19 protein-coding genes are annotated in these 23,278 nt (G+C 60.4%); 1 reads left to right on the top strand and 18 read right to left on the bottom strand.

Annotation, left to right across the window (positions count from 1 at the left end; genetic code table 11):
* Positions 1-16: 16 nt before the first annotated feature.
* A complete protein-coding gene (gene fghA / locus H0I86_RS05880) occupies positions 17-868 on the bottom strand; it encodes an S-formylglutathione hydrolase (RefSeq protein ID WP_180924359.1) in 852 nt (283 codons plus the stop codon).
* 83 nt (positions 869-951) lie between these two features.
* A complete protein-coding gene (locus H0I86_RS05875; protein ID WP_007924035.1) occupies positions 952-2,064 on the bottom strand; it encodes an S-(hydroxymethyl)glutathione dehydrogenase/class III alcohol dehydrogenase in 1,113 nt (370 codons plus the stop codon).
* A gap of 106 nt (positions 2,065-2,170) precedes the next feature.
* Here H0I86_RS05875 and H0I86_RS05870 point away from each other — a divergent pair, with 106 nt between their 5' ends.
* Positions 2,171-3,067: a LysR substrate-binding domain-containing protein gene (locus tag H0I86_RS05870; protein WP_180924358.1), complete on the top strand. Its 897-nt coding sequence runs from the start codon at positions 2,171-2,173 to the stop codon at positions 3,065-3,067.
* A 164-nt stretch (positions 3,068-3,231) separates the two neighbouring features.
* On the opposite strand, the gene ispD is transcribed toward H0I86_RS05870, so the two are convergent.
* The 16 genes from ispD to rseP all read right to left on the bottom strand — a co-directional run bounded on the left by ispD (position 3,232) and on the right by rseP (position 23,243).
* Complete coding sequence (ispD, locus tag H0I86_RS05865) at positions 3,232-3,939, bottom strand: 2-C-methyl-D-erythritol 4-phosphate cytidylyltransferase (RefSeq protein ID WP_180924357.1); 708 nt, start codon at positions 3,937-3,939, stop codon at positions 3,232-3,234.
* A complete protein-coding gene (gene ftsB, locus H0I86_RS05860; RefSeq protein ID WP_007924039.1) occupies positions 3,936-4,214 on the bottom strand; it encodes a cell division protein FtsB in 279 nt (92 codons plus the stop codon). Before ftsB ends, ispD begins: the two co-directional genes overlap by 4 nt.
* A gap of 172 nt (positions 4,215-4,386) precedes the next feature.
* Positions 4,387-5,676, bottom strand: a complete 1,290-nt coding sequence (eno, locus tag H0I86_RS05855) for a phosphopyruvate hydratase (protein ID WP_009042397.1) — start codon at positions 5,674-5,676, stop codon at positions 4,387-4,389.
* Positions 5,677-5,833: 157 nt separating this feature from the next.
* Positions 5,834-6,679 (bottom strand): 3-deoxy-8-phosphooctulonate synthase, encoded by an 846-nt coding sequence (gene kdsA, locus H0I86_RS05850; protein ID WP_009047224.1) that lies wholly within the window; start codon positions 6,677-6,679, stop codon positions 5,834-5,836.
* A gap of 5 nt (positions 6,680-6,684) precedes the next feature.
* Positions 6,685-8,316, bottom strand: coding sequence for a CTP synthase (gene pyrG / locus H0I86_RS05845; RefSeq protein ID WP_087091385.1), 1,632 nt, complete (start codon positions 8,314-8,316; stop codon positions 6,685-6,687).
* Positions 8,317-8,590: 274 nt separating this feature from the next.
* Positions 8,591-9,919, bottom strand: coding sequence for a tRNA lysidine(34) synthetase TilS (gene tilS, locus H0I86_RS05840; protein ID WP_180924356.1), 1,329 nt, complete (start codon positions 9,917-9,919; stop codon positions 8,591-8,593).
* A gap of 119 nt (positions 9,920-10,038) precedes the next feature.
* Entirely contained in the window at positions 10,039-10,986 is a 948-nt protein-coding gene (locus H0I86_RS05835; RefSeq protein ID WP_180924355.1) for an acetyl-CoA carboxylase carboxyltransferase subunit alpha, read from the bottom strand.
* Between the two features lie 140 nt (positions 10,987-11,126).
* Positions 11,127-14,651 (bottom strand): DNA polymerase III subunit alpha, encoded by a 3,525-nt coding sequence (gene dnaE, locus H0I86_RS05830; RefSeq protein WP_180924354.1) that lies wholly within the window; start codon positions 14,649-14,651, stop codon positions 11,127-11,129.
* Between the two features lie 69 nt (positions 14,652-14,720).
* Positions 14,721-15,353 carry a ribonuclease HII gene (gene rnhB / locus H0I86_RS05825; protein WP_016705311.1) on the bottom strand — a complete coding sequence of 211 codons (633 nt, stop codon included), beginning with the start codon at positions 15,351-15,353 and terminating at the stop codon, positions 14,721-14,723.
* A gap of 11 nt (positions 15,354-15,364) precedes the next feature.
* On the bottom strand, positions 15,365-16,495 hold the full coding sequence (gene lpxB, locus H0I86_RS05820; protein WP_373369404.1) for a lipid-A-disaccharide synthase: 1,131 nt from the start codon (positions 16,493-16,495) through the stop codon (positions 15,365-15,367).
* Between the two features lie 2 nt (positions 16,496-16,497).
* Positions 16,498-17,274: an acyl-ACP--UDP-N-acetylglucosamine O-acyltransferase gene (lpxA, locus tag H0I86_RS05815; RefSeq protein WP_180924353.1), complete on the bottom strand. Its 777-nt coding sequence runs from the start codon at positions 17,272-17,274 to the stop codon at positions 16,498-16,500.
* Positions 17,271-17,711: a 3-hydroxyacyl-ACP dehydratase FabZ gene (gene fabZ / locus H0I86_RS05810; RefSeq protein ID WP_007924058.1), complete on the bottom strand. Its 441-nt coding sequence runs from the start codon at positions 17,709-17,711 to the stop codon at positions 17,271-17,273. Before fabZ ends, lpxA begins: the two co-directional genes overlap by 4 nt.
* Before the next feature lie 109 nt (positions 17,712-17,820).
* A complete protein-coding gene (lpxD, locus tag H0I86_RS05805; protein WP_180924352.1) occupies positions 17,821-18,876 on the bottom strand; it encodes a UDP-3-O-(3-hydroxymyristoyl)glucosamine N-acyltransferase in 1,056 nt (351 codons plus the stop codon).
* A 3-nt stretch (positions 18,877-18,879) separates the two neighbouring features.
* Positions 18,880-19,383, bottom strand: coding sequence for an OmpH/Skp family outer membrane protein (locus tag H0I86_RS05800; protein WP_007924063.1), 504 nt, complete (start codon positions 19,381-19,383; stop codon positions 18,880-18,882).
* Positions 19,384-19,428: 45 nt separating this feature from the next.
* A complete protein-coding gene (gene bamA, locus H0I86_RS05795) occupies positions 19,429-21,816 on the bottom strand; it encodes an outer membrane protein assembly factor BamA (RefSeq protein ID WP_180924351.1) in 2,388 nt (795 codons plus the stop codon).
* Between the two features lie 74 nt (positions 21,817-21,890).
* The gene (rseP, locus tag H0I86_RS05790; protein WP_180924350.1) at positions 21,891-23,243 is read right to left on the bottom strand and encodes a sigma E protease regulator RseP; all 1,353 of its coding nucleotides are present in this window, start codon (positions 23,241-23,243) and stop codon (positions 21,891-21,893) included.
* Positions 23,244-23,278 lie beyond the last annotated feature (35 nt).

Below are 23,278 nucleotides of genomic sequence, written 5' to 3'. Positions count from 1 at the left end.
CCTGCTTTGGCGGACATTAGCCGCTCAGAGCGCGCGCATGATGCTGCAGATGGTCGCCAATGAAGCTGGCGATGAAGAAATAGCTGTGGTCGTAGCCGGGTTGCAGGCGCAACGTCAGCGGGTGACCCGCGGCTTTCGCCGCCTGTTGCAGCACTTCTGGCTTGAGCTGATTGGCCAGGAAATCGTCACGATCGCCCTGGTCCACCAGCAACGGCAGCTTTTCACTGGCCTCCTGGATCAGCACGCTGGCATCCCATTCGCGCCAACGGGAACGTTCTTCGCCCAGGTAGCGGGAAAAGGCTTTCTGCCCCCACGGGCAATCCATCGGGTTGCTGATCGGCGCGAAGGCCGATACCGACTGGTAATGTCCCGGATTGCGCAACGCACAGACCAGAGCCCCGTGGCCGCCCATGGAGTGCCCGCTGATGCCGCGCTTGTCCGAGGCCGGGAAATGTGCCTCGACCAATGCCGGCAGCTCCTGCACCACATAGTCATGCATGCGGTAATGCTCGGCCCAGGGCTGCTGGGTGGCATTCAGGTAGAACCCGGCCCCCAGGCCGAAGTCCCAGGCGCCATCCGGATCGCCCGGCACGCCAGGGCCACGCGGGCTGGTATCCGGCGCGACAATGATCAAACCCAGCTCGGCGGCCAGGCGCTGGGCACCGGCCTTTTGCATGAAGTTCTCGTCGGTGCAGGTCAGGCCGGACAACCAGTACAGCACCGGCAGCTTGCCACCCTGCTCCGCCTGTGGCGGCAGGTACACGGCAAACACCATGTCGCAGCCCAGCACCTCGGAATGATGCTTGTAGCGTTTGTGCCAGCCGTCGAAGCTTTTCTGGCAGGACAGGTTTTCCAGACTCATGGGCATTTCAGCCGCAGGCTTCAAGCTTCAAGCTGCAAGTTGGCGGTGATCGCTCTTGCAGCTTCTGGCTTGCCGCTTGCCACTGCTCCTTAGAAATGAATGACGGTACGGATGCTCTTGCCTTCGTGCATCAGGTCGAAGGCCTTGTTGATGTCCTCCAGTCCCATGGTATGGGTGATGAAGGTGTCCAGCGGGATTTCGCCGCTCTGGGCCATTTCCACATAGCTTGGCAACTCGGAACGGCCACGCACCCCGCCGAACGCCGAACCGCGCCAGACGCGACCGGTAACCAGCTGGAACGGACGGGTGGAGATTTCCTGGCCGGCACCGGCCACCCCGATGATCACCGACTCGCCCCAACCCTTGTGGCAGCACTCCAGCGCGGCACGCATCAGTTGCACGTTGCCGATGCACTCGAAGGAGAAGTCCACGCCGCCGTCGGTCATGTCGACGATGACCTCCTGGATCGGCCGGTCGAAGTCTTTCGGGTTCACGCAATCGGTGGCGCCCAGCTGCTTGGCGATTTCGAACTTGGCCGGGTTGATGTCGATGGCGATGATCCGGCCAGCCTTGGCTTTCACGGCACCGATCACCGCCGACAGGCCGATGCCGCCCAGGCCGAAGATCGCCACGGTGTCGCCGGCCTTGACCTTGGCGGTGTTGATCACCGCGCCGATCCCGGTAGTGACGCCGCAACCCAGCAGGCAGACTTTTTCCAGAGGCGCTTCTTTAGGGATCTTGGCTACCGAGATTTCCGGCAACACGGTGTACTCGGAAAAGGTCGAGGTGCCCATGTAGTGGAAAATCGGCTGGCCTTTATAGGAGAAACGGGTGGTGCCATCCGGCATCAGGCCCTTGCCCTGGGTGGCGCGGATCGCCTGGCACAGGTTGGTCTTGCCCGACAGGCAGAATTTGCACTTGCCGCATTCCGGGGTGTACAGCGGAATCACATGATCACCCACAGCCACCGAGGTCACGCCCTCGCCGATGGCCTCGACCACGGCACCACCTTCGTGACCGAGGATCGACGGGAAGATGCCTTCCGGATCAGCCCCGGACAGGGTGTAGGCATCGGTGTGGCACACGCCGGAAGCGACGACCCGCAACAACACTTCGCCGGCCTTGGGCATGGCGACATCGACTTCAACGATCTCAAGGGGTTTCTTGGCCTCGAAGGCAACGGCAGCGCGCGACTTGATCATCCTGGGTCTCCAGCGAATAAAAACGAGACAGGGAGTGTAAAACAGCGCCTGGCGATGAATAATCCGGACAAAAGCAAAACATTATTGCCGTACAGGGATAATCAACATGAACGAGAACCGCTGGGAAGGCATTGATGAGTTCGTCGCCGTGGCCGAATGCAGCCAGTTCACTGCCGCCGCCGAACGCCTCGGGGTGTCGTCTTCCCATATCAGCCGGCAGATCGTCCGCCTGGAAGAGCGGCTGCAGACCCGCCTGCTGTATCGCAGTACCCGCCGGGTGACCCTGACCGAAGCCGGGCAGACCTTCTTGCAGCATTGCCAGCGTCTGCAGGATGGACGCGAAGAGGCGTTGCGCGCCGTCGGCGACCTGACCAGTGAGCCCAAGGGCATGCTGCGCATGACCTGCGCAGTGGCCTACGGCGAGCGGTTTATCGTGCCGCTGGTCACCAGTTTCATGGGGCTTTATCCGCAACTGCGGGTGGATATCGAACTGAGCAACCGCCCTTTGGACCTGGTGCATGAAGGCCTGGACCTGGCGATCCGCCTCGGCCGCCTGCAGGATTCACGACTGGTGGCGACCCGCCTGGCGCCGCGTCGCATGTACCTTTGCGCCTCGCCGTCCTACCTGGAGCGTTATGGTCGCCCCCACAGTTTGTCGGAATTGAGTCGGCACAACTGCCTGATCGGTAGCTCGGACATCTGGCAGCTGGAGCAGGACGGGCGCGAGTTCTCCCAGCGGGTGCAAGGCAACTGGCGCTGTAACAGCGGGCAAGCTGTGCTGGATGCGGCGCTGCAGGGGGTTGGCCTCTGCCAGCTACCGGATTATTACGTGCTGGAACACCTGCATCAGGGCAGTCTGATTTCCCTGCTTGAGGCGCATCAGCCACCGAATACCGCGGTGTGGGCGCTGTATCCGCAACAACGGCACCTGTCGCCCAAGGTGCGCAAGCTGGTGGATTATCTCAAGGAGGGGCTGGCCAAGCGGTCGGAGTACAAGGATTGATCCGTAGCCGCTACGGCAGGCTGCGATCGGCCGAAACGAGACGCGCTTTTCGCAGGTCACCACCACGCATGGTCAAACCAATCGACCGTGTTACCCGGTAAACGGCTACTGCGTAGCCGATCGCAGCCTGCGGCAGCGGCTACAGGGACCAGCGAAACCTGCATTCAGCGGCGATTGGCCCAGCGCTGGCGCAGCCACTCCAGGTCTTCCGGACGGGTCACCTTGAGGTTGTCCGAACGCCCTTCGATCAGGCGCGGTGCCTGGCCGGCCCACTCCATTGCCGATGCCTCGTCGGTAATCGCCACATCCGCCACCAGGCTGTCGGCCAAGGCGCGATGCAAGGCGCCAAGACGGAACATCTGCGGCGTATAGGCTTGCCAGATCAGGCTGCGATCCACGGTTTCCAGCACTCGGCCGTGCTTGTCGATCCGTTTCAGGGTGTCACGGGCCGGTACCGCGAGCAGGCCGCCCACGGGGTCATCCGCCAGTTCGCTCAGCAACTTGTCCAGGTCATCCCGGGACAGGTTCGGCCGTGCCGCATCGTGGACCAGCACCCAGTCTTCATCCGCAGCGCCCCGGGCGTGCAGATGGAGCAAGGCATTGAGGACCGATCCGGAACGCTCCGCGCCGCCTTCGACCCGCTGGATCCGTGGGTCGTGGGCACAGACCAGGGTCGGCCAGTAAGGATCGTCAAGCGCCAGGCTGACCACCAGCCCCTTCAGGGAGGGATGGTCGAGGAAACAGCCGAGGCTGTGTTCGAGAATAGTGCGCCCGCCCAGTTGCAAGTATTGCTTGGGACGGTCCGCGGCCATGCGGGCACCGACGCCCGCGGCAGGAATCACGGCCCAGAAGGCCGGTAGAGACTGAATCATTGGGCCAACTGGTAGAGGGTTTCGCCCTCCTTGACCATGCCCAGTTCATGACGAGCCCGCTCTTCCACGGTCTCCATGCCTTTCTTCAATTCCATGACTTCCGCATCGAGTACACGATTGCGCTCCAGCAGGCGCTCGTTTTCAGCGCGCTGATCGGCAATTTGCTGAGTCAGGTCGGTTACCTGCGCCAAGCTGCCATTCCCCACCCAGAGGCGGTACTGCAGGCCAGCCAGCAGCAAGAGCAAGACGAGGAACAACCAATTGGGACTGCGCATCGAATATCGGGTATCCAGTGAAAAAAGACAGCCATGCCAACAACTTCGAACCTACTGACAGCACGAAGCCTGGAAGAACCAGGCTTGTGCTCTTAAGGCATCAGATTAGTGGCAAAAACCTCGCTGATGCGATTTTTCTGACCCAATCCGGTGTCTTTGTACCATCTACCGCTTAACCGCGAAACTCGCTGCGGCCGTTGTACTTGGCCTTGCCATTCAATTGCTCTTCGATACGCAGCAATTGGTTGTACTTGGACACGCGGTCGGAACGGCACAGCGAACCGGTCTTGATCTGGCCAGCCGAGGTGCCCACCGCCAGGTCGGCAATGGTCGAGTCTTCGGTTTCGCCGGAACGGTGCGAAATCACTGCGGTGTAACCGGCTGCCTTGGCCATCTGGATGGCTTCCAGGGTTTCGGTCAGGGTGCCGATCTGGTTGAACTTGATCAGGATCGAGTTGGCGATCTTCTTGTCGATGCCTTCTTTCAGGATCTTGGTGTTGGTCACGAACAGGTCGTCGCCTACCAACTGGGTCTTCTCGCCGATCTTGTCGGTGAGGATCTTCCAGCCAGCCCAGTCGGACTCGTCCAGACCGTCTTCGATGGAGATGATCGGGTAACGCTCGGTCAGGCCCTTGAGGTAGTCGGCGAAACCTTCAGCAGTGAACACCTGGCCTTCGCCAGACAGGTTGTACTTGCCGTCTTCGAAGAACTCGCTCGCCGCGCAGTCCAGAGCCAGGGTCACGTCGGTGCCCAGCTTGTAACCGGCATTGGCCACGGCTTCGGAGATCACTTTCAGGGCGTCTTCGTTGGAAGCCAGGTTCGGCGCGAAACCACCTTCGTCACCCACGGCGGTGCTCAGGCCACGGGCCTTCAGCACGGCTTTGAGGTGATGGAAAATCTCGGTGCCCATGCGCAGGCCTTCGGAGAAGGACTTGGCGCCAACCGGCTGCACCATGAATTCCTGGATGTCGACGTTGTTATCGGCGTGCTCGCCACCGTTGATGATGTTCATCATCGGCACCGGCATCGAGTAGACGCCCGGTGTGCCATTCAGGTTGGCGATGTGCGCGTACAGCGGCAGGTCCTGGTCCTGTGCTGCTGCCTTGGCCGCGGCCAGGGAAACGGCGAGGATCGCGTTGGCGCCCAGGGTTGCCTTGTTGTCGGTACCGTCCAGCTTGATCATTGCCTGATCGAGGGCCTTCTGGTCGCTTGGGTCTTTACCCAGCAGCAGGTCACGGATTGGACCGTTGATGTTGGCTACGGCCTTCAGTACGCCCTTGCCCAGGTAACGGCTCTTGTCGCCATCACGCAGCTCCAGCGCTTCACGCGAGCCGGTGGAAGCACCGGACGGCGCGCAGGCGCTGCCGATGATGCCGTTATCGAGAAGCACGTCCGCTTCGACGGTGGGGTTGCCACGGGAGTCGAGAACTTCACGACCTTTGATGTCGACGATTTTTGCCATTGTTGTAAACACTCCAAAGTTGACGAAAACGACGCAGCTGAAGGGAATCTCTTTACCGTCGGCAAGCAGGGAACAGGGGGCAGACTTGCGGACGATAAGGCTCAGGCCCGCGGGCCTGAGCATTTAATCGTGCGGTACTTTACCGGAGAAATCGGTTTTACGCGGTCTCTACCGTCGGAAAACTCTTAACCAGTTCGTCCAGGGCCTTGAGCTGGGCCAGGAAAGGTTCGAGCTTGTCCAGGCGCAGGGCGCATGGACCGTCGCATTTGGCGTTGTCCGGGTCCGGGTGGGCTTCCAGGAACAGGCCGGCCAGGGACTGGCTCATGCCGGCCTTGGCCAGGTCGGTGACCTGGGCACGACGACCGCCGGCCGAGTCGGCACGACCACCGGGCATTTGCAGCGCGTGGGTCACGTCGAAGAACACCGGGTATTCGAACTGCTTCATGATGCCGAAGCCAAGCATGTCCACCACCAGGTTGTTGTAACCGAAGCTCGAACCACGCTCGCAGAGGATCAACTGATCGTTACCCGCTTCTTCGCACTTGCTCAGGATGTGTTTCATTTCCTGGGGCGCGAGGAACTGGGCTTTCTTGATGTTGATCACCGCACCGGTCTTGGCCATCGCAACCACCAGGTCGGTCTGGCGCGACAGGAAGGCCGGCAGCTGAATGATGTCGCAGACCTCGGCGACGACCGCGGCCTGGTAGGGCTCGTGGACGTCGGTGATGATCGGCACGCCGAAGGCTTGCTTGATGTCCTGGAAGATGCGCATGCCCTCTTCCAGGCCAGGACCACGATAAGAGGTCACAGAAGACCGGTTGGCCTTGTCGAAACTGGCCTTGAACACATAAGGGATACCGAGTTTTTCGGTGACCTTCACGTACTCTTCGCAGACCTGCATGGCCATGTCACGGCTTTCCAGCACGTTCATGCCGCCGAACAGCACCATGGGCTTGTCGTTGGCAATCTCGATATCGCCGACGCGGATGATCTTCTGTGCCATCGGGGTTACGCCTTCTTCTGGTGTTGAGCCAAAGCGGCCTTGACGAAGCCACTGAACAGCGGATGGCCGTCACGTGGAGTCGAGGTGAACTCAGGGTGGAACTGGCAGGCGACGAACCACGGATGGTCCTGTGCCTCGACCACTTCAACCAGCGCGCCATCGCCGGAACGACCGGAAACCTTCAGGCCGGCGTCGATCAGCTGTGGCAGCAGGTTGTTGTTCACTTCGTAGCGGTGACGGTGACGCTCGACGATCACGTCCTTGGCGTAGCAGTCGTGCACCTTGGAACCGGCTTCGAGCAGGCATTCCTGAGCGCCGAGACGCATGGTGCCGCCCAGGTCGGAGGCTTCGGTACGGGTTTCTACGGCACCGGTGGCATCAGCCCACTCGGTGATCAGTCCGACGACCGGGTGACCGCTGGCGCGGTCGAACTCGGTGGAGTTGGCGTCTTTCCAGCCCATGACATTACGAGCGAACTCGATCACGGCCACTTGCATGCCCAGGCAGATACCCAGGTAAGGCACCTTGTTTTCGCGAGCGTACTGGACGGCGGTGATCTTGCCTTCCACGCCACGCAGGCCGAAACCGCCTGGCACCAGGATCGCATCGACACCTTCGAGCAGCGCGGTGCCCTGGTTCTCGATGTCTTCGGAGTCGATGTAACGCAGGTTGACCTTGGTGCGGTTGGTGATGCCGGCGTGACTCATCGCTTCGATCAGCGACTTGTAGGCGTCCAGCAGCTCCATGTACTTGCCGACCATGGCGATGGTGACTTCGTGCTCGGGGTTGAGCTTGGCGTCGACCACTTTTTCCCACTCGGACAGATCGGCACCGTTGCATTGCAGGCCGAAACGCTCGACGACGAAATCGTCCAGACCCTGGGCGTGCAGCACGGCCGGAATCTTGTAGATGGTGTCGACGTCTTCCAGGGAGATCACCGCGCGCTCTTCAACGTTGGTGAACAACGCGATCTTGCGACGCGAGGACACATCCACCGGATGGTCGGAGCGGCAGATCAGCACGTCAGGCTGCAGGCCGATGGAGCGCAGCTCTTTCACCGAGTGCTGGGTCGGCTTGGTCTTGGTCTCGCCAGCGGTGGCGATGTACGGAACCAGGGTCAGGTGCATCAGCATCGCACGCTTGGAACCGACTTCGACGCGCAACTGGCGGATGGCCTCGAGGAACGGTTGCGACTCGATGTCACCCACGGTGCCGCCGATCTCCACCAGGGCCACGTCGGCATCGCCGGCGCCCTTGATGATGCGACGCTTGATTTCGTCGGTGATGTGCGGAATCACCTGGATGGTGGCGCCCAGGTAATCACCACGGCGCTCTTTGCGCAGCACGTGCTCATAGACACGACCGGTGGTGAAGTTGTTGTTCTGGGTCATGGTCGTGCGGATGAACCGCTCGTAGTGGCCCAGGTCCAGGTCGGTCTCGGCGCCGTCGTGGGTGACGAACACTTCACCGTGCTGGAACGGGCTCATGGTGCCCGGGTCAACGTTGATGTACGGGTCCAGCTTGAGCATGGTGACCTTAAGTCCCCGCGCCTCCAGGATGGCCGCCAATGAAGCCGAGGCAATGCCTTTCCCCAATGAAGAAACAACACCGCCCGTGACGAATATGTAGCGCGTCATGAAAAACCCTAGAAGTCTGCGTTAAAGCGGTCCGAGCCGCCGGGGAAAGCGAAGGAAGGCCGAAGCCCCCGATCACCTGCATTAATCACAGTGCACCTTTCAAAAAAACCGCCGCGTTGGGACAGACCGGAAGAAAAAACACCGGTACGTTGCTCGCTACACATTTTTTGGAATCGCCCAGCAAAGACTGCTTGGTAATCGGCAACTCCTGCAATTCAGGCGAATCCACAGAAGTTGTATCAAGAAGGGAGCGTAGTCTACCGGAAAGGGACTTTCAGCTCAAACCTTGATCGCTCGAAGGCGGCTGCCAATGCAATTGCCAACCTTCATGGGCATTTGCGTCAAGACCTGGCAGGTTCGCCACCGCGAGCAATTGCTCGCCTCGATACAGCAGCGGCAATCTGCCACGGACGAAGGCCGGCAGACCTGTCTCATTGAGCAGGCGCTTGAGGTCGCGGTGGCCGCGCCCAGGCAGTTGCATCACCTCGCCCCCCTGACGGTAACGCACCTGCAAGGGCCCTTGCGGTGCGCCACCGATGAATTGCAATTGCCCATTGCCTGGTAACTGCAAAGGCGCAGCGGTATCGACCCAACTCGGCGCCGATAGCGGGGATTGCAACCAGCAACCCGACAACCACCAGACACGCCCTGCCGCCCGCTGCAACTCGCCCTGCCCCAGCCGCCATACCGGGCGGCTGTCGCCTGCGGCATCGCGCAGCGTCTGCCAACCCGCCCAGTGGTCGCTGTCAGGCAAGGTCGTGAACTGGCTCAGCCAGTGACTCAGGGCATTGCGCTGACGCGCCTCCGACAAACCGACCAAAGGCGCCAGTGCCAGGGATGGCAAGCCCAGCCACTCGAACCCAACACCCTTAGCCGCCTCTTGCAGATCGATGATCGCCAGCTCATCCAGCAACTCCCGGGCCTCACGCAAATGCGCCGCGCTGCGCGCCAGGCTGCTGGCAGCCTGTGGCCAGCGGGCGGTCAGCAATGGGAACACCTGATGGCGCAGGTAATTACGGGAGAACTGCCGGTCCTGATTGGAGGGGTCGTCGATCCAGTGCAGTTGGTGATCACGAGCGTAACGCTCCAACTCGTCGCGGGAGACGTCGAGCAAAGGCCGCAGCAAATGCCCCCGCCCCAAGGCACGCGACGCCGGCATGGCGGACAGCCCCCTGACCCCGGCCCCACGCAGCAAACGGAACAACAGGGTTTCCGCCTGATCGTCACGGTGCTGGGCCGTCAGCAACAGCTCATTGCTGCCGGTTACCTCTTCGAACGCGGCATAACGCGCTTCCCGTGCCGCACGCTCGAGGCTGGCTCCCGGTTGCACCTGCACCGCCACTATTTGTAACGGCACTGCCAACGCTTCGCACTGGATTCGACAATGCTCCGGCCAGGCGTCAGCCACAGCCTGAAGGCCGTGATGCACATGGATGGCGGTCAACGGGGGAAGCATATGTCGCTGCCTGAGTTGGGCAAGCAGGTGCAGCAAGACGGTGGAATCAAGGCCACCGGAGAACGCGATGCGCCAGACCGATCGATCCAGCCAGGGCAGGAGGCGTTGCAGCAGTTTTTGCGTAAGGGCGGTATCGAATGGGCTCATGAGTGGACCGGATCCTGAGTAGAGACCGAGCTTGCTCGCAGCGCCTGAAAAGCCTCGACCTGAATGGCCGAGGCGCCCATTTCGCGAGCAAGCCCGCCCCTACAAGGAGCGTCGATCTGTCAGAGACCGTAGCTCATCAGGCGATCGTAACGACGCGCCAGCAGGGTGTCGTTATCCATCTTCTTAAGCATCGCCAGCTGGGAAGTCAGCTCGGCGCGGATCAGAGCAGCAGCGGCAACCGGATCACGGTGCGCGCCACCCAGCGGCTCGCTGATGACCTTGTCGACAATGCCCAGGCCTTTCAGGCGCTCGGCGGTGATGCCCATGGCTTCGGCGGCATCCGGCGCTTTCTCGGCGGTTTTCCACAGGATCGAGGCGCAGCCTTCCGGCGAGATCACCGCGTAAGTGGAGTACTGCAGCATGTTCAGCTGATCGCAGACACCGATGGCCAGCGCACCGCCGGAACCACCCTCACCGATCACGGTGGCGATGATCGGGGTTTTCAGGCGCGCCATGACCCGCAGGTTCCAGGCGATTGCCTCGCTCTGGTTGCGCTCTTCGGCGTCGATGCCCGGGTAGGCGCCCGGGGTGTCGATGAACGTCAGGATCGGCATCTTGAAGCGTTCGGCCATTTCCATCAGGCGGCACGCCTTGCGATAGCCTTCAGGACGCGGCATGCCGAAGTTGCGACGGACTTTCTCGCGCACTTCACGGCCTTTCTGGTGGCCGATGATCATGACCGGCTGGTCGTCCAGACGGGCAACACCACCAACGATCGCGGCGTCGTCGGAGAAGTGACGGTCGCCATGCAGTTCGTCGAACTCGGTAAAGATGTGCTCGATGTAGTCCAGGGTGTACGGACGACGCGGGTGACGCGCCAGGCGTGCGATCTGCCAGCTGGTCAGCTTGCCGAAGATGTCCTCGGTCAGGGTGCTGCTCTTGTCCTGCAGGCGGGTGATCTCATCGCCGATATTCAGCGAATTGTCATTACCGACCAAGCGCAACTCTTCGATCTTGGCTTGCAGGTCGGCGATCGGCTGTTCGAAATCAAGAAAATTCGGGTTCATAGGCGTCCGTCTTGGGTCGACGTCCAAGAGAGCTTGGGCCGGCCGGTTGTCTATTCGCGCCCTACCTTAAGGGAGAGGCGCGTTCAGGTCGAGATTAAAAATTCGGGTCGAGATCGGCGCACTTTCATGGCGCCTGACCGTCAACGGTATTGGAGGAAGACGTTGTCTCGCCCGAACTGGTCACGCAGGGCTTGAATCAAGGCATCCGCCGGATCGATCCGCCAGGCTTCGCCGAACTGCAGCAAGGCCTTGGCGTCCTCCTTGGTGTACTCCATGGAGATCGGGCAAGCGCCGCGATGGCGTTTGCACAGCTCCCCCAGCCAGCGTAGCTGATCGCCCTTGAGGGCTTCGGTGTGCACCTTCAGGCGCAGGCTTTCCGCCAGGTTGGTGCGAGCATCTTCCATGCTCATCACCCGCTTGACCCGCAGGCGCAGGCCACCGGAGAAGTCGTCGTTGCTAACCTCGCCCTCGACCACCACCATCGCGTCGGTCTGCAGCAGGGACTGGGCCGAATGGAAGGCATCGGCGAACAGCGAAGCCTCGATCCGCCCCGAACGATCGTCAAGGGTGATGAACCCCATCTTGTCGCCCTTTTTGTTCTTCATGACCCGCAGGGCAATGATCATGCCCGCGACGGTCTGGGTATCGCGCGCCGGCTTCAGGTCGACGATGCGCTGGCGGGCGAAACGCCGGATCTCACCTTCGTATTCGTCGATCGGGTGCCCGGTCAGGTACAGGCCGAGGGTATCTTTCTCCCCTTTCAGGCGCTCCTTGAGGGTCAGTTCCTTGGCCTTGCGATGATTGGCGTAGACATCCGCATCCTCTTCGACGAAGACCCCGCCGAACAGGTCGGCGTGGCCACTGTCGGCGGTTCGCGCGGTCTGCTCGGCCGCCTTGACCGCTTCCTCCAGGGCCGACAGCAACACTGCACGGTTGCGGTCGATATTGGCCTGGTAGGCCTTGAGTTCATCATGAAAGTGAGGACCCAGACGATCCAGGGCACCACTGCGGATCAACGCATCGAGGGTACGCTTGTTGATGCGCTTGAGGTCGACCCGGCTGCAGAAGTCGAACAGGTCCTTGAACGGGCCACCTTCGGCACGGGCCTCGACGATCGCCTCCACCGGCCCTTCGCCCACGCCCTTGATCGCTCCCAGGCCATAGACGATGCGGCCGTCGTTGTTGACGGTGAATTTGAAGTCGGAACTGTTCACATCCGGCGCATCGAGGCGCAGCTTCATGCTGCGCACTTCTTCGATCAGCACCACCACCTTGTCGGTGTTGTGCATATCCGCGGACAGTACCGCCGCCATGAAAGGCGCCGGGTGATGCGTCTTGAGCCATGCAGTCTGGTAGGACACCAGCCCGTAGGCGGCCGAGTGGGACTTGTTGAAACCGTAGCCGGCGAATTTCTCCACCAGGTCGAAGATGTTGCCCGCCAGGTCGGCATCGATACCGTTGTTGGCGCAACCTTCGATGAAGCCGCCGCGCTGCTTGGCCATCTCCTCGGGTTTCTTCTTACCCATGGCACGACGCAGCATGTCGGCCCCGCCAAGGGTATAGCCAGCCATCACCTGGGCAATCTGCATCACCTGTTCCTGATACAGGATGATGCCGTAGGTCGGCGCCAGTACCGGCCGCAAGCCATCGTACTGGTAGTCCGGATGCGGATAGGCCAGCTCGGCGCGACCGTGCTTACGGTTGATGAAGTCGTCCACCATGCCCGATTGCAACGGACCAGGACGGAACAACGCTACCAGTGCGATCAGGTCTTCCAGGCAGTCGGGCTTGAGCTTCTTGATCAGCTCTTTCATGCCTCGGGATTCGAGCTGGAACACCGCAGTGGTCTCGGCCTTCTGCAGCAGCTCGTAAGTCTTCTTGTCGTCCAGCGGGATGAAGTCGATGTTGACGTCGGGCAGGTTCTTTTTCGCCTGCTCGCGGTTGATGGTCTCCATCGCCCACTTGATGATGGTCAGGGTCCGCAGGCCGAGGAAGTCGAACTTCACCAGGCCGGCGGCCTCGACGTCGTCCTTGTCGAACTGGGTTACCAGGCCGTCGCCGGCCTCGTCGCAGTAGATCGGCGAGAAATCGGTCAGTTTGGTCGGGGCGATAACCACGCCACCGGCGTGCTTGCCGACGTTACGCACCACGCCCTCGAGCTTGCGCGCCATCTCCCAGATTTCCGCCGCCTCTTCATCGACCTTGATGAAATCGCGCAGGATTTCTTCCTGCTCGTAGGCTTTTTCCAGGGTCATGCCGACTTCGAAGGGGATCATCTTCGACAGACGGTCAGCCAGGCCGTAAGACTTGCCCTGCACCCGCGCCACGTCCCGCACCACAGCCTTCGCGGCCATGGAACCGAAGGTGATGATCTGGCTTACCGCGTTGCGGCCATACTTCTCGGCCACGTAGTCGATAACCCGGTCACGACCGTCCATGCAGAAGTCGACGTCGAAGTCGGGCATGGAAACCCGTTCCGGGTTGAGGAAACGTTCGAACAGCAGGTCGTAGGCCAGCGGGTCGAGGTCGGTGATCTTCTGTACATAGGCCACCAGGGAGCCGGCACCTGACCCCCGGCCAGGCCCTACCGGCACACCGTTGCTCTTGGCCCACTGGATAAAGTCCATAACGATCAGGAAGTAACCGGGGAACCCCATCTGGATGATGATATCGAGTTCGAAATTCAGCCGGTCGACATACACCTGGCGCTTGGCTTCATAGTCTTCGGTAGTGTCCTTGGGCAGCAGCACGCTGAGGCGCTCTTCCAGCCCGTCGAACGAAACCTTGCGGAAATATTCATCGATGGTCATGCCATCGGGGATCGGATAGTCAGGCAAGAAGTGCTTGCCCAGCTTCACTTCGATATTGCAGCGCTTGGCGATCTCGACCGTGTTTTCCAGGGCCTCGGGCAGGTCGCTGAACAACTCGGCCATTTCCTCGGCGCTTTTCAGGTACTGCTGGTCGCTGTAGTTCTTCGAGCGACGCGGGTCGTCGAGGGCACGGCCCTCACCGATGCAGACCCGGGTTTCATGGGCCTCGAAGTCTTCGCGCTTGATGAACCGCACATCGTTGGTCGCCACCAGCGGCGCGCCGATCTTGTCCGCCAGGGCCACGGCTGCGTGCAACTGCTCTTCGTCGTTGGGACGGTTGGTGCGTTGGACTTCCAGGTAGAAACGGTCCGGGAACACCGCCATCCACTCGCGAGCCAGGGTTTCCGCTTCTTGCAGGTCACCAGAGAGCAAGGCGATACCGATCTCGCCCTCTTTCGCGGCCGAGAGCATGATCAGGCCTTCGGCGGCCTCGGCCACCCACTCGCGCTCGATGATGATCTGGCCATTACGCTGGCCATCGATAAAGCCGCGGGAAATCAGCTCGGTCAGGTTGCGATAGCCCACGGCATTCATCACCAGCAGGCTGATGCGGCTCAGTGGATTCTCGGGATCCTTGTTCGACAGCCACAGGTCGGCGCCACAGATCGGCTTGATCCCGGTGCCCATGGCCGCCTTGTAGAACTTGACCAGGGAACACATGTTGTTCTGGTCGGTAACCGCCACCGCGGGCATGCCCATGCCAGCCAACGTCTTGACCAGCGGTTTGATCCGCACCAGACCGTCAACCAGGGAATATTCAGTGTGCAGGCGTAGATGAACGAATGAAGCCGGCATAGTGATCCTGTAATGAGCACAAAAACAACAAGGCCCGGATTGTACCGGGCCTTCGCTAAAACATCAGCCTCAGGACTGAATCTCGCCCAGGTTCTCACGGGCTTCGTAGGCTTGACGTACCGGCGCGAACGAGCGCCGGTGAATCGGCGTCGGCCCCAGGCGGGCCAGCGCTTCCAGATGAACGGGCGTCGGGTAGCCCTTGTGCCCGCCGATGCCATAACCTGGGTAGATCAGCTCGAACGCCGCCATCTCGCGATCCCGGCTGACCTTGGCCAGAATCGACGCCGCGGCGATCGCCGGCACCTTGCTGTCGCCCTGGACCACCGCTTCGGCAGGCATCGACAGTTTCGGGCAACGATTACCGTCGATCATTGCCAGTTTCGGGGTCACGCTCAGCCCTTCTACCGCGCGCTGCATGGCCAGCATGGTGGCATGCAGGATATTCAATTCGTCGATTTCCTCGACTTCGGCGCGAGCAATGCACCAGCTCAGGGCTTTCTCACAAATCTCGTCGTAGAGTTTTTCGCGGCGGGCCTCGGTGAGCTTCTTCGAGTCGTTCAGGCCGAGAATCGGCCGGCTCGGATCGAGGATGACCGCGGCCGTGACCACTGCGCCGCATAATGGGCCGCGCCCTACTTCGTCGACACCGGCCACCAGGTCTTCGGCATCGGCCACCAGCGAGAAATCCAGTCCCATCTGCATCTTTTCGTTACTCATGCCGGTTTGCCAATCAGGTTCAACACCGCTTCAGCCGCCTGGTTGGAGGCATCCCGGCGCAGGGTGCGATGGATCTCGTCAAACCCGCGAGTCTGCTCCTGGCCGTCTTCGATCAGGGGCGACAGGGTCTGGGCCAGGGCCTCCGCAGTCGCGTCATCCTGCAGCAGCTCGGGAACCAGCAGGCGCTGGGCCAGCAGGTTCGGCAGGGAAATATAAGGGCTCTTGACCATGCGCTTGAGAATCCAGAAGGTCAGCGGCGCCAGGCGATAGGCGACGACCATCGGGCGCTTGTACAGCAGCGCCTCAAGGGTCGCGGTGCCGGAAGCGATCAATACCGCATCGCAAGCCGCCAGCGCCTGATGCGACTGGCCGTTGAGCAGGGTCAGCGGCAAGTCGCGACCGGCCAGCAGCTCTTCCAGCTGAGTACGCCGCTCGGGGCTCGCGCAAGGCATGACGAAACGCACCCCTGGACGCAAGGCGCGCAGGCGTTGCGCCGCGTCGAGGAACAAGGCCCCGAGGCGCCCGACTTCGCCGCCACGGCTGCCCGGCATCAGGGCCACCAGCGGACCCTCGGCCAAGCCCAGCTCAGCGCGAGCCGCAGCCCGATCGGCTTCCAACGGAATGGCGTCAGCCAGGGAGTGCCCGACGAACCGCACTGGCACGCCCTTCTCTTCATAGAATTTGGCTTCGAACGGGAACAGCGTCAGCATCAGGTCGCAACCTTCGCGGATCTTCAGCACGCGCTTTTGCCGCCAGGCCCAGACCGAAGGACTGACGTAGTGCACGGTCTTGATACCGGCCTGGCGCAACTGGAGTTCGATGTTCAGGTTGAAGTCGGGGGCGTCGATGCCGATGAACACGTCCGGCTTCTCGGCGATCAGGGTCTGAACCAGCTTCTTGCGCCGGGCCAGCAGTTCGCGCAAGCGCCCCAGGACTTCCACCAAGCCCATGACCGCCAGGCGCTCCATCGGGAAATAGGACGTCAACCCTTCAGCCTGCATCAGCGGGCCTCCGACACCGATGAACTCAACGGCAGGATGCTGGGCCTTGAGCGCACGCATCAAACCGGCGCCAAGAATGTCGCCGGAAGCTTCGCCAGCCACCAGCGCAATACGCAGTTTGCTCATGATTAACGGGTGATGCCGCGAGTCGAAGACTGGATCGAGTCACGAAATACCGCGACTTCGGGAAATTGTGCAGCAGCTTCTGCCAGCTCGACGAGCGCCTGATCGACGGTCAAGCCCTGGCGATACACCACTTTATAGGCTCGACGCAGGGCGTGAATCGCGTCTTCGCTGAAACCACGACGGCGCATGCCCTCGAAGTTCATGCTGCGCGCCTCGGCCGGGTTGCCGAACACTGTGACAAAGGCCGGAACATCCTTGCCGATCGCCGTACCCATGCCGGAAAAGCTGTGGGCGCCGATATGGCAGTACTGGTGAACCAGGGTGAAACCGGACAGGATCGCCCAGTCGTCCACATGCACATGGCCGGCCAACGCCGTGTTGTTGACCAGGATGCAATGGTTGCCGATCACGCTGTCGTGACCGATATGGGCGTACGCCATGATCAGGTTGTGATCGCCGAGAGTGGTCTCGGAACGATCCTGGACAGTGCCGCGATGAATGGTCACGCCTTCACGAATGACGTTGTGGTCACCAATCACCAGGCGGGTTTCCTCGCCTTTGTATTTCAGATCGGGAGTGTCTTCGCCTACCGAGGAGAACTGGTAGATACGATTGTGCTTACCGATCCGGGTCGGGCCTTTGAGCACCACATGCGGCCCGATCACCGTACCCTCGCCGATTTCCACACCGGCGCCAACGATCGACCACGGGCCAACCTCAACGTCGTCGGCCAGAATGGCCGTCGGATCGATGATTGCGCGAGGGTCAATCAAACTCATAGTTTGCGTTCCGCACAGATGATTTCAGCGGAGCAGACCGGCTTGCCGTCGACCGAAGCCTGGCATTCGAATTTCCAGATCTGGCGCTTGCAGCTGATGAACTTGGCTTCCAGGATCAACTGGTCACCCGGCAGTACCGGCTGGCGGAAGCGCAGCTTGTCGGAGCCGACGAAGTAGTAGAGGGTGCCATCGGCCGGCTTCACGTCCAGCATCTTGAAACCAAGAATGCCCGCAGCCTGAGCCATGGCTTCGATGATCAGCACGCCCGGCATGATTGGATGCGCAGGGAAGTGACCATTGAAGAAAGGTTCGTTGATGCTGACATTCTTGTAGGCACGAATGCACTTGCCCTCAACATCCAGGTCCACTACCCGGTCCACCAACAGGAACGGGTAACGGTGAGGCAGGTATTCGCGAATCTCGTTGATGTCCATCATTTCGGGGGGAAGCCTGTAGTAAAGATTGGGAGCGCGCGACTAACGCACACTCCTCTAGCAAATCAAGGAGGCAGTCTAACGGCTGTGCACACTTGATATGGAAATGGTATCAGCCATCTGATGAAGCTTTACCGTCGGGGGTCACGTCCCCTACACGCTTTTCCAGCTGTCGCAGGCGTCGCGCGAGATCATCGAGCTGACGGATGCGTGCCGCGCTTTTGCGCCACTCGGCAGCAGGCTGCATGGCTGTACCGGAAGAGTAGGAGCCCGGCTCGGTAATCGAGTGGGTCACCATGGTCATCCCGGTCAGGAAAACGTTGTCGCAAATATCGATGTGGCCAACCAGCCCGACACCGCCGGCGAGCATGCAGTGCTTGCCGATCCGGGTACTGCCGGAAATGCCGACACAGGCCGCCATGGCGGTGTGATCACCGACCTGGACGTTGTGGGCGATCTGAATCTGGTTATCCAGCTTCACGCCATTGCCAATGACGGTATCGGCCAGCGCACCGCGATCGATAGCGGTATTCACGCCTATCTCGACATCATCGCCAATGGTGACGCCACCAATCTGCGCGATCTTCTGCCAGATGCCTTTCTCGTTGGCGAAACCGAAACCTTCGCCGCCCAGTACCGCACCGGACTGAATGACCACGCGCTTGCCGATACGCACATCGTGGTAAAGCGTCACGCGTGGAGCCAGCCAGCCGCCCTCGCCAATCTGGCAACGGGCACCGATAAAACAATGAGCACCGATCGTGACACCCGCGGCGATTTGCGCACCGCTCTCGATGACCGCAAACGCGCCAATACTGGCAGCTGCGTCGACCACAGCATCCTCGGCGATGACCGCAGTCGGATGAATACCGGCAGCGGCCTTGGGCTTGGGATCGAACAGGTGGGAAATCCGGGCGTACGACAGGTAGGGATCGGCCACGACCAAGGCATCACCGGCATAACCCTCGGCATCCGCCGCTTTCAGCAGCACGGCGCCTGCCTGACTGTCAGCCAGATACTTACGGTATTGGGGATTTGCCAAAAAGCTCAACTGAGCTGGGCCAGCCTCCTGCAAGGTGGCTAGCCCAGTGATTTCTTTCTCTGCGGAGCCACGCAGGGTGGCTCCGAGGAACTCGGCCAGCTGGCCGAGCTTTATAGTCGCTGTCATGGGTTACTTCAGCTGATTCATGCGCTCGATAACCTGGCGAGTGATGTCGTACTGAGGTTTGACATCAATCACTGCACCACGCTCGAACACCAGGTCAAAACCACCTTTCTTGATGACTTCTTCCACGGCGCTGTCGAGTTTCGGCTTCAGTTGCTTGAGCATTTCACGATCGGCAACGGCCTTGGCTTCGTTCAGCTCCTTGGACTGGAACTGGAAGTCGCGGGCTTTCTGCTTGAATTCGAGTTCCAGGCGCTCACGCTCGCCCTGCTGCATCTTGTCACCACCGGCAACCAGACGATCCTGGATGCCCTTGGCGCTGCTTTCCAGGGTTTTCAGCTTGTTCAACTGCGGGCCGAACTTCTTCTCGGCATCCACTGCGTATTTCTTCGCAGCATCGGATTCCAGCAGAGCCATCTGATAGTTCAGCACGGCGATTTTCATGTCGGCGAAGGCCGGACCTGCTACCAGGACAGTCGCCAGGAGAACCAATTGAGTCAACTTACGCACGATGCACTCCTACAAAATCCATTGTCGTTATCTTGGGTCAGGCTCTTAGAAAGTCTGACCGAGGGAGAATTGGAACACCTGGGTTTCAGCGTCGTCAGGTTTCTTGATCGGCATCGCCAGAGCAAAGCTCAGCGGGCCCAGAGCGGTTACCCATGTCACACCGACACCCACGGAGCTGGCCAGATTGCTCAGGCTGATGTCGTTACATTGTGTATTGGACGATGTGCCGTTGGTGTTGGTGGTCTTCTCGCACTTGGAGTCGAATACGTTACCCACGTCCCAGAACACGGAAGTCCGCAGCGAACGTTGATCCTTGACGAACGGCATCGGGAACAGCACCTCGACACCGCCCTGGATCAGCACGTTGCCACCGAATGGCAGCGGATCCTGGTCCGGGTCACGAGTCGTACCGGAGTTGCCTGTATCGGCAAAACCACGGCTTGGGGTACTGCGAGGCCCCAGGGTGCTGTCCTTGAAACCACGAACCGAGTTGAAACCACCAGCATAGTAGTTTTCATAGAACGGCAAGCCGTCGGTCGAACCATAACCGTCGCCATAACCCAGCTCGGTGTGCAGGCGCATGGTGTAGGTGTCGGTCAGCGGCTGGAACAACTGGCCACGATAGTCGAGCTTGAAGAACGACAGGTCGCTGCCCGGAGTAGTGGCTTCCAGCACCAGGCTCTGGGAATGACCACGGGTCGCCAGGACACCTTTGTTCAGGGTCGACTCGGACCAGCCGGCCGAAGCCTTGAAGTTCAGGTAGTTGTCGCCTTCGCGGTTCACGAAGTCGAAGATTTCGTCGACGGTATAACGACCGGTCTTGATCTTGTCCTGCTGCGCGGTCAGGCCGAAGGTCAGACGCGAAGTCTCGCTGATCGGGTAACCAACGCTGACGCCGGCACCCAGGCTGTCTACCGCATAGCTCGCCACGTCGACATCGAGGTCGTCGTAGTCGGTGGTGCGATAGAACGCGTTGTAACCCAGGCTCACGCCATCGGCAGTCCAGTAGGGGTCGACATAACCGAAGTTGTAACGGCTTTGGTATTCGCTGCGGGTCAGGCCGATACTGACCTTGTTACCGGTACCCAGGAAGTTGTTCTGGGTGATCGAACCACCGAGGATCAGACCGGCGCTCTGGGCGAAACCGACGCTGGCGGTAATCGAACCGGAAGCCTGCTCTTCTACTGCGTAGTTGACGTCTACCTGGTCGTCGACACCTGGCACGGCCGGGGTTTCGACGTTGACTTCCTTGAAGAAGCCCAGGCGCTCCAGACGGGTCTTGGACTGGTCGATCAGGTAGGTCGAAGCCCAGCCACCTTCCATCTGACGCATTTCGCGACGCAGCACTTCGTCTTCGGACTTGGTGTTGCCGCGGAAGTTGATGCGGTTCACGTAGGCACGCTTGCCGGGATCGACCACAAAAGTGATATCGACCGTATGATCTTCGTCGTGAGGCTGCGGAACACCGTTGACGTTGGCGAAGGTATAACCCTCGTTGCCCAGGCGACGGGTGATCAGCTCGGAAGTGGTGGTCATCAGTTTGCGCGAGAACACCTGGCCCTTCTCGACCAGCAGCAGCGACTTGACCTGGTCTTCAGGCACTTTCAGGTCACCGCTGAGCTTCACGTCACGAACGCTGTACTTCTCGCCTTCGTTGACGTTCACAGTGATGTAGACGTGTTTCTTGTCCGGGGTGATCGAAACCTGGGTCGAAGCGATATCCATGTTGATATAGCCACGGTCCAGGTAGTAGGAACGCAGGCGCTCCAGGTCACCGGACAGCTTCTCACGGGCATACTTGTCATCGTTCTTGAAGAACGACAGCCAGTTGGTGGTTTTCAGCTCGAACAGATCAACCAGGTCTTCGTCCGGGAATACGGTATTGCCCACGACGTTGATGTGCTGGATGGCGGCTACGGTGCCTTCGTTGATATTGACCTTCAACGCCACACGGTTGCGCGGCTGCGGGACCACTTCGGTATCGACGGTGGCCGAGTAGCGGCCCTGTGCGACATATTGGCGCTGCAGTTCGTTACGAACACCTTCAAGGGTCGCACGCTGGAAGATTTCACCTTCCGCGAGACCGGATTGCTTGAGGCCTTTCATCAGGTCTTCAGTGGAAATCGCCTTGTTGCCTTCGATTTCGATACTGGCGACGGATGGACGCTCGACTACCGTGATGACCAGGACATTGCCATCGCGGCCCAGCTGGATATCTTGAAAGAAGCCGGTTTTGAACAGCGCACGAGTGGATTCCACGAGGCGACGATCGTCCGCCTGCTCACCGACGTTCAGCGGCAAGGCCCCAAAGACGCTACCCGCGGAGACCCGCTGGAGGCCGTTGACGCGGATATCGGAGATAGTGAAGGACTCGGCGTGAACTTCGGCGATCATCAATACGGAGAGAACCGCAGTTAGCAGCAGACGTTTCATGAAGTCCTTTCTTATTCCAACTGGCAATAAAGAAACTGCCGCAAAATGCGGCAGATTCGCAATTCAGCGAAGCGTTACAGACGACCCAGATCGTTGACCAGGGCAAGCAACATCACCCCGACTACCAAACTGATACCGATCTGTATCCCCCAACCTTGCACCCGATCCGACAAGGGACGACCACGCGCCCACTCGATCAGATAAAACAACAGATGCCCCCCATCCAGTACAGGAATGGGCAGCAAGTTCAGAACCCCTAGGCTAATACTCAGATAAGCAAGGAAATTCAAGAAATCAGCAACGCCCGACTGGGCAGAAGCGCCCGCCACTTTAGCAATGGTTATCGGTCCACTCAAGTTTTTTACCGAGAGCTCGCCGAACAACATTTTCTTCAGTGAATCGAGGGTCAGCACGCTCATGGTCCAAGTACGCCGGGCACCCTCGCCAATGGCGGCCAGTGGACCATAACTGACCTCGCGAAGCATTTCCGGCGGCCAATCGACCGCCTTCACCCCAGCTCCCAGATAACCACTGGCGACCTTCTCTTTACCGCGTGCGGCCAGGGTCACCGGGACGTCGATTTGAGCACCATCACGCTCGACGTGCAGCACAATTTTGGTATCAGGACGTACACGCACCCAGTCGACGACCTGCTGCCAATCGGTCAACACCTGACCATCCAGCGCCAGCAGGCGATCGCCGGTTTTCAGGCCAGCCGCCTGGGCCGGGCCTTTCGGATCGAGTTCGGCCAGAACGGGGGCGAGCGCCGGGCGCCAGGGGCGAATCCCCAAGGAACGAATAGGATCAGGTTCATCGGTACCCTTGAGCCAGTTGTCGAGCACCAGCTCGCGCGGCGAATCGGCGGTCGAACCCTGCTCACGCACCAGCAACTGCAAGGTACCGCTTTCGCCCAGACGTCGAATCAGCTGCAGGTTGACCGCCGACCAGCCCACGGTGGGCTCGCCATCGATTGCAACGATTTCCTGGCCAGGACTCAAGCCAGCCTTGGCGGCGATGCTTCCAGACTCGACACTGCCGATGACCGGACGCACCTGCTCGGTACCGAGCATCGCCAGTCCCCAGAAGAACACCAGTGCCAGCAGGAAGTTGGCGACAGGACCGGCGGCAACGATGGCGATACGCTGGCGCACCGACTTGCGATTGAACGATTGATCGAGCTGGTCGACAGGCACCTCGCCTTCGCGCTCGTCGAGCATCTTCACGTAGCCACCCAGCGGAATGGCGGCAATCACGAATTCGGTACCTTGCCGGTCATACCAACGCAGCAGCGGCATGCCGAAGCCCACGGAAAAACGCAGAACCTTGACGCCGCAACGACGCGCCACCCAGAAGTGACCGAATTCATGGAAGGTGACCAGCACACCCAGGGCGATCAGGGTGCCGACAATCATATAGAGCGCGCTCATCTACTTTCTCCGCAATCCTATCCAGTACCGATACG

Source organism: Pseudomonas chlororaphis subsp. aurantiaca, assembly GCF_013466605.1.
Lineage (GTDB): Bacteria > Pseudomonadota > Gammaproteobacteria > Pseudomonadales > Pseudomonadaceae > Aquipseudomonas > Aquipseudomonas chlororaphis_I.
The sequence above is the reverse complement of the archived record's forward strand: the minus strand, read 5'-3'. Positions and strand labels throughout refer to the sequence as shown.